This is a genomic window from Streptomyces sp. NPDC054813, from assembly GCF_053611365.1.
The window spans coordinates 18,620-33,314 of record NZ_JBSHAF010000048.1; the positions used below are offsets into that span (position 1 = coordinate 18,620).

General features: G+C 69.3%; 12 protein-coding genes and 2 pseudogenes. 4 read left to right on the forward strand and 10 right to left on the reverse strand.

Annotation, left to right across the window (positions count from 1 at the left end; translation table 11 throughout):
* Positions 1 to 104 precede the first annotated feature (104 nt).
* The 3 genes from ACWGJB_RS48260 to ACWGJB_RS48270 form a co-directional block, all read right to left on the reverse strand.
* Positions 105 to 560 (reverse strand): DUF1153 domain-containing protein, encoded by a 456-nt coding sequence (locus ACWGJB_RS48260; RefSeq protein ID WP_453386385.1) that lies wholly within the window; start codon positions 558 to 560, stop codon positions 105 to 107.
* Between the two features lie 160 nt (positions 561 to 720).
* Entirely contained in the window at positions 721 to 1,350 is a 630-nt protein-coding gene (locus ACWGJB_RS48265; protein WP_453386386.1) for a hypothetical protein, read from the reverse strand.
* A 1,063-nt stretch (positions 1,351 to 2,413) separates the two neighbouring features.
* Positions 2,414 to 3,004 (reverse strand): TetR/AcrR family transcriptional regulator, encoded by a 591-nt coding sequence (locus ACWGJB_RS48270; protein ID WP_453386387.1) that lies wholly within the window; start codon positions 3,002 to 3,004, stop codon positions 2,414 to 2,416.
* Positions 3,005 to 3,321: 317 nt separating this feature from the next.
* Here ACWGJB_RS48270 and ACWGJB_RS48275 point away from each other — a divergent pair, with 317 nt between their 5' ends.
* The gene (locus ACWGJB_RS48275; RefSeq protein WP_453386388.1) at positions 3,322 to 4,839 is read left to right on the forward strand and encodes an MFS transporter; all 1,518 of its coding nucleotides are present in this window, start codon (positions 3,322 to 3,324) and stop codon (positions 4,837 to 4,839) included.
* Positions 4,840 to 5,130: 291 nt separating this feature from the next.
* Positions 5,131 to 6,051: an NmrA family NAD(P)-binding protein gene (locus tag ACWGJB_RS48280; protein ID WP_453386389.1), complete on the forward strand. Its 921-nt coding sequence runs from the start codon at positions 5,131 to 5,133 to the stop codon at positions 6,049 to 6,051.
* A 192-nt stretch (positions 6,052 to 6,243) separates the two neighbouring features.
* Here ACWGJB_RS48280 and ACWGJB_RS48285 read toward each other — a convergent pair whose 3' ends face one another.
* The 3 genes from ACWGJB_RS48285 to ACWGJB_RS48295 form a co-directional block, all read right to left on the reverse strand.
* The gene (locus tag ACWGJB_RS48285) at positions 6,244 to 7,218 is read right to left on the reverse strand and encodes an aldo/keto reductase (protein WP_453386390.1); all 975 of its coding nucleotides are present in this window, start codon (positions 7,216 to 7,218) and stop codon (positions 6,244 to 6,246) included.
* 234 nt (positions 7,219 to 7,452) lie between these two features.
* Positions 7,453 to 8,787 (reverse strand): MFS transporter, encoded by a 1,335-nt coding sequence (locus ACWGJB_RS48290; RefSeq protein ID WP_453386391.1) that lies wholly within the window; start codon positions 8,785 to 8,787, stop codon positions 7,453 to 7,455.
* 565 nt (positions 8,788 to 9,352) lie between these two features.
* Positions 9,353 to 9,565, reverse strand: a complete 213-nt coding sequence (locus ACWGJB_RS48295) for a hypothetical protein (protein WP_453386392.1) — start codon at positions 9,563 to 9,565, stop codon at positions 9,353 to 9,355.
* Between the two features lie 70 nt (positions 9,566 to 9,635).
* Here ACWGJB_RS48295 and ACWGJB_RS48300 point away from each other — a divergent pair, with 70 nt between their 5' ends.
* On the forward strand, positions 9,636 to 9,869 hold the full coding sequence (locus tag ACWGJB_RS48300; protein WP_453386393.1) for a hypothetical protein: 234 nt from the start codon (positions 9,636 to 9,638) through the stop codon (positions 9,867 to 9,869).
* Between the two features lie 44 nt (positions 9,870 to 9,913).
* Here the strand turns inward: ACWGJB_RS48300 and ACWGJB_RS48305 are convergent.
* From ACWGJB_RS48305 to ACWGJB_RS48320, 4 genes and pseudogenes are all read right to left on the reverse strand, one after another.
* Positions 9,914 to 10,308, reverse strand: a pseudogene (locus ACWGJB_RS48305) (transposase); the annotation flags it as partial.
* A 139-nt stretch (positions 10,309 to 10,447) separates the two neighbouring features.
* Positions 10,448 to 10,948, reverse strand: a complete 501-nt coding sequence (locus ACWGJB_RS48310) for a GNAT family N-acetyltransferase (RefSeq protein ID WP_453386394.1) — start codon at positions 10,946 to 10,948, stop codon at positions 10,448 to 10,450.
* A gap of 128 nt (positions 10,949 to 11,076) precedes the next feature.
* Positions 11,077 to 11,916 (reverse strand): annotated as a pseudogene (locus tag ACWGJB_RS48315) (IS5 family transposase).
* A gap of 322 nt (positions 11,917 to 12,238) precedes the next feature.
* Entirely contained in the window at positions 12,239 to 13,162 is a 924-nt protein-coding gene (locus ACWGJB_RS48320; protein WP_453386395.1) for a LysR family transcriptional regulator, read from the reverse strand.
* A 124-nt stretch (positions 13,163 to 13,286) separates the two neighbouring features.
* On the opposite strand from ACWGJB_RS48320, the gene ACWGJB_RS48325 reads away from it, so the two are divergent.
* Positions 13,287 to 14,459 carry an aminotransferase class V-fold PLP-dependent enzyme gene (locus ACWGJB_RS48325; RefSeq protein ID WP_453386396.1) on the forward strand — a complete coding sequence of 391 codons (1,173 nt, stop codon included), beginning with the start codon at positions 13,287 to 13,289 and terminating at the stop codon, positions 14,457 to 14,459.
* Positions 14,460 to 14,695 lie beyond the last annotated feature (236 nt).

Sequence of the window (14,695 nt, forward strand, 5' to 3'; positions counted from 1 at the left end):
GTATCTAAAAACCCGGTTTGTGGGTCGCGCGGTCGCGCCCGGGGTGTGGGGGGTTTGCCGGGCGCCCCCGGGCGGGGGCGGGGCGGGGGCGCGGGGGAAATTCGTCAGGCGCCGAGGAGGGAATTCAGACCCAGCAGCGCAACCCAGTCCCCGTCGCGGAACTGCTTGTCCCAGGTGCCGAACTCCTTCTCGGAGATCTTGTACTTCTTGACGACGTCGGCCTTCTTCGCCTGCCCGGACTCCACAATCAGCACGATCCGTGCCTTGTCCACGCCCGTCAGATCCGACCTGGGCTTGTCGGGCAGGTCGCCGAACGTGAAGCAGCCGGACCGGCCGGGTTTGCCGGGTTCTCCCGGCTGGCCGGGTGCACCGCCCTTGCCGCCTTCCCCGCCCTTGCCGCCTTCTCCGCCGTGGCTGCAGTGGGTGGGGTGGGCGGGTGCGCTCTGGCTGGTGCCTGTGGTGGCACCCGGTGCTGCGTGGGCGGCGACCGCGGTGCCGGTGGCGAGGGCCAGCGAGGCCACCGCCAGGACGAGCGGGCGCTGCCAGCGGGTTGTGGACATGGGGGTTCTCCGTCTTTCCTTGATCGAGATGGTGGTTCTGTGGAGTTGCGTTGCGCCGGCTGCCCGGCTCCGTGCACTGGTCGACAGGGGGGCGGGCGTGGGCGCCGGGGGTCGGGGGCGGAGGCCGCGCGGGTCTCCGCCCCCGACCGGGGGCGGACGGTCAGAAGATGCTGCCGCCGCCGGCGCCGCCGGCGCCGCCCAGGCCGCCGAAGAGGACGCCGAGTCCGCCCGCGCCGCCCTTGCCGCCGCTGCCGCCCTGGAAGACGCCGAAGCCTCCGTTACCGCCCTTGCCGCCGTTGCCGCCCTGGAGGATGCCGGTGCCGCCGCCACCGCCGGAGCCTGCGCTCCCGCCGAACAGGCCGGTGCCGCCGTTGCCGCCGGTGCCTCCGTTGCCGCCGACGACACCGTCGCCGCCGCCACCGCCGCCGCCACCGCCGCCACCGGACAGGACGCCGTTGCCTCCGTTGCCGCCCTTGCCACCGTCGCCGCCGGCGCCCAGGACGCTGCCGCCGCCGGAGCCGCCGGAGCCCCCGCCGCCGCCGATGAAGCCGCCGCCTCCGGCGCCTCCGTCACCGCCGGCGCCGCCGCCCTGGACGAAGCTCACGACATGCGCGGCGGGCATCGGGGCGGCCGTCGCGGCGGACGCGGGAAGGATGATGCCCCCGGTGATCACCGCGGCCGAGGCGGCGAATGCCGCGAGCCGGAGGCCCGGGCGCTTGGAACGGACGCCGCTGGTGGTGTCACGGTGGTCGGAACGTACGTTGCTGTGGGTGCGAAAAATACGCGTCATGGGTTTTCTCCTGCCGATACGAGGGGCTCCTGTGTCTGCCCCGGAAATTCCGGACGACGGCCGGTGGATGGTTTTTGCCGCACCGCCACACCGGGACATCTCGCGGTTTCAGTGCAAAATGGAATCCCCTGTGAGGATTTCCGTCCCACTGTCCTGCCTCATTTGTGTTTCCGGATTTCCTTTCCGGTGAGGCCCGCACTTCAAGTAGGCCCCACGGACACCGCAGGGTCACGTTCCGAGGGATCGTGACTTGACCCGGCGGGATGTATCGGGTAAAGCGCGCAAAAGGACGCCGCACACAGGCCCTGGGGCGGATGTGCGGCGCCGGTCCCACAGTGTGCCGGCGAGGGCTTCGCAGCCGTTCAGGCTCCAGGCCGCGCCGCCGGACCGGCACCCAGAGCAGCAGCGAGGTCTCGACGGCGCTCCCCCGTGACCTCAATGACCGCGGCTGCCCGCACACGCTCGCCGAGCATCGGCGCCGCCGCCGGTGATGCGACGGCCTGGCAGCCAGCAAAAACCAGCTCTGCCCTGATGGTTCGTGACTGATGGTTCAGTCAGGCGCACCCGGCCGAAGCCGATCGCGGCCGACCAGGTGGTCCACGGCCTCGCGGGCTTCGATGGCAGGCCTCGAGTTCCCTCGGCCTGCGGTCCCTCTCTCCCCCCAGCCCGGCATGCCCGTCACCGGGCGGCTGTCTCCTGCGCTGTCGGCCGGGGTCCAGGCCGGTTGCCCGCTCCCGGCAGGTTCCGGAAGCCGAATCCGCGAAGGAGGGGCCGGCGTCATCCCCCGCCCTGGCGTGCGTCCGGGCTCCGGTCGCCGGCGCCGACGCCAGGGAGCGGGCGTCGCGTTCAGATCGAAGGCGCCGGATCCGGCCACCGCCCACGCGTCGTCCTGCTCGCGCTGCACGAGGCGGGGCGGCGATGCCGCGTGCACCCCGGCCGGATCCGGCGGCCTGTCCCCGCCGCTCGCGGAACTCATCGCGGTGAGTTGCGTCGTGAAGATCGCGGCATCGCGAGAGACCGGCGTACGGCGAGGCCAGGGCGCCGTGTTCCCCGCCGGCCCGGGTCAGTCCGTGTGCCGCTGCGGTTCGGGCCGGGCGTCCTCGGTGAGAGCCGTGCGCGCGGCCTGCAGCAGCTTTTCGGAGACCGGGTTGCCCCGCGTGGCGCGGGCCAGGACGAGGGCGCCGACCATGGTGCAGAGCTGGGCCATGCCGTCGTCGTCGCCGGTGGCCAGCTGAGCGGCACGGTTGCGCACTCCGTTGACGTAGACCTGCTGGGCGCGGGCGGCCTGCTCGGGTTCGCGCCCCAGGTCGGCGGCGAACCCGGAGACAGGGCACCCTTCCGCGGGGTGATCACGGTGCCAGACCGAGAGGTAGTCCTCGACCAGCGTCCGGCGGGCCGCCTCATGCTCCCCCGGGTGCTCCCCGGACGCGACGGCCGAGTGTGCCGCCTGCTCGACGAAGGCGTGGGCGATGGCCTCCTCGACCAGGTCCTCCTTGGAGGCGAACTGCTTGTAGAACCCGCCGTGGGTGAGCCCGGCGGCCTTCATCAGATCGGCGACGCTGACCGCGGTGCCTTTCTCGCGGAACATCCGGGAGGCGGTTGCCACGACGCGCTGCCGGTTCTCCTGTGCCTGCACCCGGGACACGCGGCCCATGCAATCACCCTCCTCAGATAGATGCCACTTGCCATCTATCCTATCCCTCGTTTAGATTTCATGCGACATCTATTGCGGGCCGGAGCCGCCCCGGCAGGTCAAGCAGGACCTATTGCCGGTCTCCCGCCGACCGCGGCCGGCGGGCTCCACCCCGCGACCGCACAACCACCGCACCGACAGCCCTGGAGACCCCTGTGGCATCACCGCCCTCCCCCACCGATCCCTCGACGCCCGGAAAGTCCGTGCCATCCGCGCCGCCTGACCGGCGCCGAACGGTTTCCGAGGCAGTGCACCGCCGACGCTGGGCCGTTCTGGCGGTGCTCTCGTGCAGCCTCCTGGTGGTGATGCTGGACAACTCGATCCTCAACGTGGCGATGAAGACCATCGCCCAGCCCGCTCCCACCGGACTCGGCTCCACCCAGGCCCAGCTGGAGTGGGCGGTCAACTCCTACACGCTGGTCTTCGCCGGACTGCTCTTCACGGCGGGCCTGCTCGGAGACCGGCTCGGCCGCAAGAAGGTGCTCCTCTTCGGCATGCTGGTGTTCGGCGCAGGATCCGCGCTGTCCGCGCTGTCGGACTCCTCCGGGCAGCTCATCACCTTCAGAGCCGTGATGGGCTTCGGCGGCGCCTTCATCCTGCCCGCCACCCTCGCGATCATCATGAATGTCTTCGAGCGTGACGAGCAGCCCAAGGCCATCGGCATCTGGACGGGCGTGGTCGGCTTCGCCATCGCCGCCGGCCCCATAGCCGGCGGCATCCTGCTGGAGCACTTCTGGTGGGGCTCGGTCTTCCTGGTGAACGTGCCGATCGTGGTCGCCGCGATGGCCGTGATGGTGGCGATCGTCCCCGACTCCAGGGATCCCAGGCCCGGCCGCCTCGACCCGTTCGGGGTGCTCCTGTCCATCGCCGGTCTGGCCCTGCTGGTCTACGGCATCATCAAGGGCGGCCAGCTGGGCGACTTCACCCGGCCCGAGTCCTGGGTGACGATCCTCGGCGGCCTGGCGGTCCTCGTCGCCTTCGTGGTGTACGAGGCCCGCAGCGATCATCCGGCCCTCGACGTCACCTACTTCCGCAACCGGCAGTTCTCGGCGTCCGTCGCCGCCATCGGCCTGGTCTTCTTCGCTCTCATGGGCGTCACGTTCTTCAGCGTCTTCTACAACCAGAGCGTTCGGGGATACAGCGTCCTGCAGTCCGGTCTGCTCGTGCTGCCGCTGGCCGCCTCCCAGATGTTCTTCGCCCCACGGGCCCGGCTGGTCGTGGGCCGCTTCGGTGCCCGGGCCGTGTGTGCCACCGGGCTCGTCGTGACCGCGGTGGCCTTCGCGGGCTTCCTGCTGCTCGGCCAGGGCACCCCCATCTGGGTGCTGGAGGTGCTGTTCTTCCTGATGGGCACGGGGATGGCCCATGTGATGCCGCCCGCCACCGTCATGATCATGTCGTCGCTGCCGCGAGAGAAGGCCGGCTCCGGATCCGCGGTCAACAACACGTTCCGGCAGGTCGGCGGGGCCGTGGGGGTCGCCGTGCTCGGATCGCTGCTGTCCACCACCTACCGCAACGGCATCGCCGGCCACCTGGGCGCGCTGCCCGCCTCCGACCGGCACACCGCGGGCGAATCCATCCAGGCCACCCTGGCCGTCGCCGAGAAACTGGGACCGGCCGGCCAGTCGCTGGTGCGGCCTGCCAACAACGCCTTCATCCACGCCATGCACCTCACCGCGACCGGGTCGGCGGCCGTCGCCCTGGCCGGTGCGGCCGTCGTGCTGGCCTTCCTGCCCGGCAAGGACAAGGGCTCCGCCACAGCCGCCGACGGCGACAAGCCCCGCGCCAGAGCGCAGTAGCCCGGCACCGATCACGAACCGTCCCCGCCGGACACCCGGGAGCGGCCACCAGCCGAGGATCCCCGCCGTGCCGCCGCCGGCACCGCCAGCCCGGGCAAGGCCTGCACCGACCCGCCACCGCCGGCCCCGGCCCCGGCACCCGGCACCCGGCACCCGGCACCCGGCACCCGGCACCCGGCACCCGGCACCCGGCACCCGGCACCCGGCACCAACGAACGACAGCACCGCTTCCGCCGACGCGCTGACCACACCCCACCTCAGATGTCCCCACACCTCCAAGGAGATCGACCAATGGCTGCAAACAACCTTGTCCTCATCCCCGGCGCCGGCGGCGTGGGCCGTACGGTCTTCGAGCAACTACGGGCCCAGGACGTCCCGGTGCGATTCATGGTCCGCCGTGAGGACGAACGGGCGGCTGAGCTGCGGGCGCTCGGCGCGGAGGTCGTCATCGGCGACCTGACGCGGCCCGAGACGGTGGCGGCCGCACTGCACGGCGTGACCCGGATGTACTTCGCGATGCGCGTTTCCGCGGACCACCTGCTGGCCGCGACGGTGGTGGCCTCCGTCGCGCGCGAGTACGGGAAACTGGAGGCCCTGGCCGACCTGTCGCAGATGACTGTGTCGCAGATGACCGCCACCAGCACCGAGGAATCGCACCAGCAGCGGCTGCACTGGCTGGCGGAGCAGGTCTTCGACTGGTCCGGCCTGCCCGTGGTCCACATCCGGCCGACGGCGTTCCTGGATACACCCCTGTTCACCACGATGGCAGCCCACTCGATCCAGGAGAAGGGCACGATTGCACTGCCGTTCGGCACCGGACGCACCTCCCCCATCGCCGTCGACGACGTCGCCCGGGTCATCGCCACCGTGCTCCGCGACCCGGCCCCGCACATCGGGCAGGTCTACGAGCTCACCGGGCCCCGCTCGGTCGACATGACGGAACTCGCCGCGGAATTCTCCCGGGCACTGGGCCGGCCGGTGACCTACACGGACGTGCCCCCGCAGACGTGGCAGGCCCAGCTCCCGAAACTGGGAATGCCACCGCACCTCGAACAGCACGTCGCCACCATGGCCCGGCTGCACCGGGACAACCGTTACGACCGCACGGCCGACGGCGTCGAGCGTGTGACGGGCACCCCCGCCCAGTCCATCGAGGCGTTCGTCGCCGCCCGCAGAGACCTCTACCTGGGCCGAACCGCGTCCAACGACTGAACCGCACCGAACGGCTGAGCCCGTCCGATGGCTGAACCGTGTCCGACCGCTGAGCCGCACCGGACGGCTCCCGGCCCGCCACCGGCGACGACGGACGGTACCGGATCCGGGACGGCGCGGAACAAGCCAGCACGGCCACCGCGCCGGCCCAGGAGAAGGACAGGCCCGGGCACGGCACCCTCTGCCCGGTCATCACATGCCCTCCGGAGACGGGCCGTCGACCTGGGCACTCCCGGCCATGAGCGAGTCGATTTCCTTCAGGACGGCGTCGTCCAGTGCGAAGTCGGCCGCCGCGAGGCTGTCCTCGACATGGTGAGCCCGCCTGCTGCCGACCACGGCCACGTGCACTCCCGGCTGAGCCAGCGTCCACGCGATGGCCAGCTGACTGACCGTCATGTCGTGGAAGGCCGCGAGCTCCTCCAGCTCGCGGACGACACCAAGGTTGCGGCGGTAGGCCTCGCCGTGGAAGACACCGCTCTTCGCACGCCAGTCGCCGGCGGGGAAGACCGTGTCGTCGCCGAGCATGCCGGTCAGCAGGCCGTGCGCGAGCGGGCCGTAGACCAGTACGCCGATGCCGTACCGGCGGGCGTAGGGCAGGACGGTGTCCTCGATGCCGCGGCGGAAGAGATGGTACGGCGGCTGCAGCGTCTCCACCGGCAGGGTGCGCGAGAACTCCGCCATCTGCCCGGCGGAGTAGTTGGACACGCCCACATGCCGGATCTTGCCCGCCCCGACCAGTTCCTTCAACGCACCGGCCGTCTCGGCGCACGGCACCTCCGGGTCGGGCCAGTGGACCTGATAGAGGTCGATGTACCCGACACCGAGCGCGCTCAGGCTGGCGTCGACACCCTCGCGCAGAGCAGCGGGGCTCGCGTCCCGGACCACTCCGGCAGGAGTCCTGCGCAGGCCGCCCTTGGTGGCGATCACCAACTCGTCCCGGTGGCTGCGCAGTTCGTCACGCAGAGCGGTGCCCAGCAGCCGCTCCGAGGCGCCGAACCCGTAGGCCTGGGCAGTGTCGAAAAAGTTCACGCCCAGTTCTCGGGCCCGGCGGATCGCGGCCCTGGCATCGTCCTCGGCGAAGACACCCCAGTCTCCGCCCAGCTGCCAGGTACCGAACGCGATGCGGGAGACCTGCAGTCCGGTCGTTCCCAGTACGGTGCTACGCATGATTTCCCTCCGTGCGCGATAGATGGTCCGGGATGTGCGTCCGATCGGTCCCGGGCCGGCCGGCCGACCAGGCCCGGAGCCTGCACGGCGGGTCGGCCCGCTCCGGTACCGGCCACATGTCCCACGAGGAAGACAACGAGCGGCAACACCGCCGACGCCGACAAGGAACTGGCAGGCACCCGCCCGCATCGGGAACCGACCGAGCGTGCCCACACCCCCAGGGGCTCGACGAGGTCAGCGGCCGCGGCCCGCATCACGGGCGCCACCCTCGATGCCGTCGGGCTGCGGCGCAGCAGAGACAGCCCCGGCCGCAGGCCCGCGACCGCGAGCGGTCACGGCGATGGCGGCGAGCAGCGCGAGCACCACGACGGTGAACCAGGTCGTCGCTCCGGCCAGGCTCATGGAGCGGCTGGCCACCCCAAGGCCGACGGGCAGCAGGGCCAGGCCGAGGTAGGAGGCGAGGAACAGGCCGGCGAGAGCCTCGCCGCGTCCGGCCGGGGCGGCCGTGCCGGCCACATGCCCGATGGCAGACTTGAACAGCACCCCCGCTCCAGCCCCGGCAATGATCCCCGCCAGCAGGAACACAGGCAGGCTGGCAAAGTGCACACCGAACGCCAGGGCGGCCATGCCCACGGCCTGAGCGAGCAGCCCGGCGTACCAGCGCGTACGGACACCGAGCCGGACGGTACCCGCCTGAGCCGCCGCAGCAGCCGCGAACACCGCGAACACGACCAGCCCGGCCAGCGCCCGCGACGGATGGTGCAGGATCCCGCCGACGAAACCGGGAACCACGGAGGTGAAAAGACCGAACACGGCCATGGACGTGAACCCGGCCACACCCGCCGCAAAATACCCAGGCACTCCATGAGTAGCGCCCACTCGCTGAGGCCGGTACACGGGCCGGACTACCGGCCGACGCACCGTCTCGGGCATCAGCGCGACAGCCACCGCGCCCATCAGCAGCACAACGGCGAACACCGCATACGGCACCCGCAACGGCGCACCCAGATACTGGGCAAGGACCCCCGAGACGAGAGTGCCAAAGCCCAGTCCGCCGATATTGGCGACGGTCGACACCACCTCGAACCGCCGGGCCGAAGAACCAGGCCGATGAGCGCCGTGCAGTTCCTGCAGATACGCGGTAGCGGTCGCCGTCAGCATGCCGACACCCAGCCCCGTGACCAGCCGGGCCGCGATCAGCACCGGCAGCGACGGCACGGCCAGGAACAACACGGCAGCGACCAGTTCAAGCGCCAGCGCCCACAGCATCACCCTCTTGCGGCCCAGCCAGTCCGAGACATGCCCGGCAAGCAGCAGACTCGCCAGCACACCCAACGCATAGACCGCGAACACAACCGTGACCGTGAACGTGGAGAACCCGTCGTGCGCCTGGTACAGCGGATACAGCGGAGTAGGAACGGTAGAGAATCCCATGGCCGTCACAAACACCGCCGCAACCGTCCAGAAGCCGACACCGTACCGGCCGGCAGCAAACGGCTTCCCGCCGGCCCGGTCCGCCTGAACAGATACACGGCCCGCACGCAGACCCATGGCCGACACAAGCAACATCGGAATCCCTCCGATCCCTGTCGTTGGTTTCCGCCGGCGGCCGGACCACACAGCCCGTCAAATCCACCGCCTGTAATAACCAACGAAAGAACCGAGCCACTGTTTCCCATCCACCCGAGATAATCAAAGATGACGATTATCTGCATCAGAGATAAAAACAACCGGCCGTGAATCCGCGCCGGACGGGGGCCGCCGACGCGATCGCCGAAAAGGACGCGATCAGCTGCAGCCGGCCCCGGTCATCCTTTCCCGCGCGCCCTTCGCCCCTGCCGGTACCCGTGGGCCGTATGCAGTTGAGCACGTTCCAGAACAAGGCGAGGAAGGGGAGGCGCGAGCGACGCCGCCGGGCAGAACAGCCGACCAGCCGGGACAGGCCACCGACCACCAGCCACCCCAACCAACACCCACCGCCTGTACGGCCTGAGACCGAGCAGTTCGGCCTGCCCTCCCCGGGGCGGGTGCGACGCCCGTGGGGTGACGGCATGTACACACGGGGGCGCAAACTCAGATTCACAGCGGTGTCGGCAATGGTCGTACTGGCTCTGACCGGGTTCTCGTCGGACCATCACGGCGGCGCCCGAGGCGGTTGCAGCAACTCCTGACAAGACCACGACAGTTCGATGTCCCCGGCGTCGGCTTCGGCGTCGAGCGGCGGCGGCTCGCACGGCAGTTCGCCCAGCGGCTCGTCCGACAGTGACGCCTTCGCCCCCGGGACGAGGGCCGGTGGCAGCGGGGGCAGTACGGACCGCTCACAGCCCACCCACCCTTCCACGCCCACAGCGTCCTCCTCCGGCGCAGCCGCCCGGCCCCTGAAGAACGGCACCGCGGTCCTCGTGCACTGCGCCAGCGTGGAAGACCCCTACGCCACCGTCGAAATCAGGAATCCGAACACGCGCGAAGGCCTCTTCACCGTGAAAATCAGCTTCAAGGACAGGGGCGGCTTCACCATCATCGACACTTCCGACCAGGTGCCGGTGTCCGCGAAAGACAAGGCAACCCTCCGGGTGCCCGTCGCCAGCGCCGGACACGTCGACGAGATCGATCACTGCGACGTCGATCCGAGAGCCGCCGCCGACCAGTAACGGCCCGCTCGGCTCGCCGCGGCCGTACGCCACCCGAACCCCACGGGCATGTACAGTTCCCGGTCCGCCGCCGCGTGCCCGCGCAGTCCCGCATAGACGAGGTGGACAGCGACCTGCGCGTTCTCGATCCTCCCAGCAGTGCCGGTGTACGGGCGCTGGACACCACGGTGTGCGTGCCCTTCTTCACGTCCCCGGTCTCCTCGACCACGAGCACCGCGTCCTCGTCGTGGAGGTGCGCGACGACGTATTCGCGCGCGTCGTCGGCGTCCCACTTGGCCCGGCCGACCAGGTGCTGCATACCGTCCGGGGTGGCTTCCCCGGCCCACTCGGCGATGCTCCAGCAGTTCTTGCGCGGCAGGGCCGACAGCAGCCCCGGCACCAACTCCCTCACCCGACGCCGAGGTTCGACCCGCGCGAACAGGACCGCTGTCCGACCCATGAGAACCTCGAATGCCTCCTGCCAGCGGGCAGGGCCTACGCTGTGACCCGCGGCCACCGCATGGTCGTCAGTCTTCACACACCGATGATCAGCGATGACCACAGCCTTCCCACAGCCGGTCCACCCACAAGATCACGGTCTACGGCTGGAGCACCAGATCGTGCTGATACCAGGTGCCCGGCTTACCGCCGAGGTCGGCGGGGTCTGCCGGGCCAACCGGGACGAACCCGGCCTTGGCCAGCACCCTCTGGGACGCGGCATTGTTACGGGAGGTGGCCGCCCGCAGTGTGCCCAGCCCGTGCCGCACCACCGCCAGCCGGCACAGCTCCCGGACAGCAGCGGTCGCCACGCCGCGGCCGGCGACGTGCTGTGCGACCCGGTAACCAAGCTCAGCAGTGCCGTCCCCGAAGCGGTACAGGTTGAACCGGCCCAGAACCGAGCCATCCTCGGCAACGAGCACGTAGAAGGCGCCAATGCCGGCCTCTTGCTCAACCAACAAGGCGCCGTACAGGTCGGCGAACTGGTCGAAGAACTCGTCACCGCGGTCGGAGACCGAGGCAGCGAAGTAGGCGCGGTTCGCCAGCTCGAAGGCCAGGACCGCCGGGGCATGGCCAGCATGCAGCCGCTTCAGCTCGGGCACCGCCCGACTCTACCCGGATGATGCGTTGAGTCCACCTGAGTTTCCACCAGCGGCAGACAGCCCCCCCAAGACCAGGGCACACAACGGTCTAAGAGGGTATCTCGCCTAGGCGTATTGCCCTTTATCTTCTAGTAGGTTCCTCGCCAGGTGGGTGTGGTCTCGTCCGTTATGCGTCTGGCGAGGTTGTCGACCGAGGCGATGTGGATCATGGCTTCGGAGCTGGCGGTGAGGGTCTCGTAGTCGCGTGCGAGTCGGCGGTGCATCATGATCCAACCGATACTCCGTTCAACCACCCAACGCCTTTTCACGACGTGAAATCCCCTGGCATCCGGGTTTCTGTTGACGACCTCGACGTCGATTCCGAGGCCGGCGTCGTGTTCGACGACTGCGTTCTTGAAGCCGGTGTCGGTCCAACTCTATGAAAGCGTCGGGTACTTCTCCTTCGCGTGGTCGAGGAGGCGTATTCCCACGGCGTTCTCCGACAGGCTGGCGGCGGTGACGGTCACGGCGAGGATGAGGCCGATCGTGTCGGCGAGGATGCCGCGCTTCCTTCCGACGATCTTCTTGGCTGCATCCGTTCCCTGGCTGGTCAGGGGAACGTTGCTGGAGGTCTTCACGCTCTGGGTGTCGATCACGGAGGTGGTCGGCTCGGGCTTGCGTCCTTCCTTCGCCCGGGCCAGTCCGGTCAGGTCGTAGTTGAGCTGGGCGAATATTCCCTCGTCTCGCCACGCGGCGTAGTAGGCATGGACGGTGCCGTGGCTCGGAAAGTCGTGCGGGAGATATTTCCAGGGGATTCCAGTGCGGTTCACGTAGAGGATCGCATCGAAGACGTCACGTAAATCGACCTTGGCCGGCTGCCCGGTTGGCCTGCGGTCGAGCCGGGCCTTTCTCCAGGCCGTCAGCGTCGGCTCGATCAGTGCCCATCGGGCGTCGGACAGGTCGCAGGGGTACGGCTTGCGCTCACTCACGTCGTAGCGTGATCATGGGCGAGCCGGAACGCTCAATTCCGCTGCCCATTGGGCGATTCCGTGGAATCTTCAAACCAGACGGACTTCCGAGGATAGAAGCGAACGAGACGGACGGCCGGGCCACCGCGGCAGAGAAGTTCATTCGTCACGTACGCAATGAAAGCCGCCAGAACGGGACAGGCTCGAGGGCCGCATATAGGTCTTGACCTGCATAAACGCCCTCTAATAGCTCCTAACAGAAGCCGTTGAGCACTCGAGGCCCCTTGCACCGCGCGTCACCCGGCAGGGCGCCGGCGTCGTCACACAGCCGCCGACCGCACGGTTACCGGATGGCGTTGCCCAGATTCCGGCGTACGGCGGCGTCCGTCTCCTCCGCCGCACGGCGCAGGCCCGCCAGGACCGTGCGGACCAGAGGATGGTCGGCTGAGGCCGTGCGGACGGTGGCCCGGATCGTGCGTCGGTGTGTGCTCTCGGGTTCGAGTAGCGCAACGTCGGGGGCGCGGTCGAACCACAGGAGGTCGGGCAGAAAGGCAACGGCGTGGCCCTGGGCCGCGAGTCGGGCGTGGACCAGCATGTCGGCGGACTCGAAGGCGACATCAGGCTCGAAACCGGCCGCGTGGCACAGGGACACGGTCCACTGTCGGGCCGGGGTGGCGACGGGCTCCATCACCCAAGGGTGTCGGGCCAGTTCGGGCAGTGAGTTGACTGCGGTGTCACGGACCGCCAGCCGCATCGGCTCTTGCAGCAGTACGTGGTGGCTGAGTTCGGTGGCCCGGGTCGGCTGGGTGTGGCCGGGGAAGGTCTCGTCGAGGACGAAGTCGACCTCGCGGGCGAGCAGAGCGGGCAAGCCGGCGTCCGGTTCGGCCTGGGTGACCTCGACCCGCACCCCCGGGTGCGCGTCGCGGAGCCAGGTCAGTGTGGTGGGTACAAGGGTGAGCATCGCGGTCTGGAAGGCGGCTACCCTCAGGGTGCCGGTGAGCTCGTGCAGCGATGCGGCGATCTCCGTCTGGGCTCGGTCGAGCTGTTGCAGCACCGTATCGGTGTGGGCGACCAGGATCTCGGCCTGGGGCGTCAGCCGCACTCTGCGGCCGTCCCGCTCCAACAGCGGCGCGCCGACCTCTTTTTCCAACAGGGTGAGCTGCTGCGAGACGGCGGACGGGCTGTACGACATGGCTGCCGCGACAGCCGCCAGCGTGCCGCGGTGCTTCAGCTCCCGCAGGACCTCAAGGCGGCGCAGGTTGTACATGCCCGTTACCTCTCCCTCAATCAATCAAGATACCTAATCTATTAGATCCAAAAACATTCACTTTACTGAATGACCGGGGTTTGGGAACGTGAACCAGAACCGACCAGACAGATGGGACGACGCCATGGAGATCGAAGCGCTGCGTCAGGACACCCCGGGCACCTCGAACCGTATCCACCTGAACAATGCGGGGGCTGGCCTGCTCTCGCGGCGGACTCTCAGGACCATGACCGGGCATCTGGAGCTTGAGGCCGCCATCGGCGGTTACGAGGCCGCAGGTCAGGAGCGAGACCGGATCGACGCCACCTACGCGAACATCGCCCGGCTCGTGGGGGGCCGGCCCGAGGAGGTCGCGCTGTTCGACAATTCCACCCATGGCTGGAACGCTGCGTTCTACTCCATGACGTTCAAGCCGGGTGACCGCATCCTCACCGGCCGGGCCGAGTACGGCAGCAACGTGCTCGCCTATCTGCAGGTCGCCCGGCGCACGGGCGCCGAGGTAGTCGTCGTCCCCAACGATGCGTCCGGACAGATCGACACCGCCGCCTTGGCGCATCTGATCGACGAGCGGACCAAACTGGTCGGCGTCAGCCACGTCCCGACCAGCGGCGGCCTGGTGAATCCGGTGGCCGAGATCGGCCGCATCACCCGGGCAGCGGGTGTTCCATTCCTCCTCGATGCCACCCAGTCCGTCGGCCAATTCCCCGTCGACGTGGCCGAGATCGGGTGCGACATGCTCACCGCGACCGGCCGCAAGTTCCTGCGCGGCCCCCGCGGATCGGGCTTCCTGTGGGTGTGTGCCGAGGTACTGGAACACCTGGAGCCGCACGTCAACGAGATCGCCGCGTCCACCTGGGACGGACAGCGGGGCTTCACCTGGCACGACGGTGCACGACGCTTCGAGACATGGGAGGTCAGTTACTCCAACGTGCTCGGCATGAGCGCTGCCGTTGAGCAGGCCCTGGAGATCGGCATGGATCACATCGGCCGACGTGCCATCGCCTTGGGCGCCTACCTGCGTGACCGTCTGGACGCCGTACCAGGCGTCACCACGTACGACCTCGGTCGGCAACGGTGCGCGATCGTGACCGCGAAGGTCGACGCCTTGCCCAGCGCGGACGTCGCCGCGGCGCTCGCCGTGCATGGCGTCAACGTGACCACCACCGACCCGGTGCACACCCAGTTCGACACCGAGGACCGACAGGTCCACCCGCTGGTGCGGCTGTCGCCCCACTACTACAACACCGAGACCGAACTCGACCGCGCCGTCGAGCTCTTCGCCAAGCTCGCCGGTTGAACGGGGTGTCTGTCTCGTTGCCCCCGGTCGGTCAACCGGCAGAGCTGTCGGACCATGCGACCGGCGGCCTCCCCCTCGACTGGCCCCGTCCCACCATCCGACCCGCGCCACGAACACACCCGCTATGTGGGGATCGCTTACTAAGAGGTCCTAACAAAGGCGCTGTACGTGGCGGTGGGTGATGAGGCAGGTGGCGAGGCCGAGGAAGGCCTCGTGGATGTCGTCGCGTCGCTCCC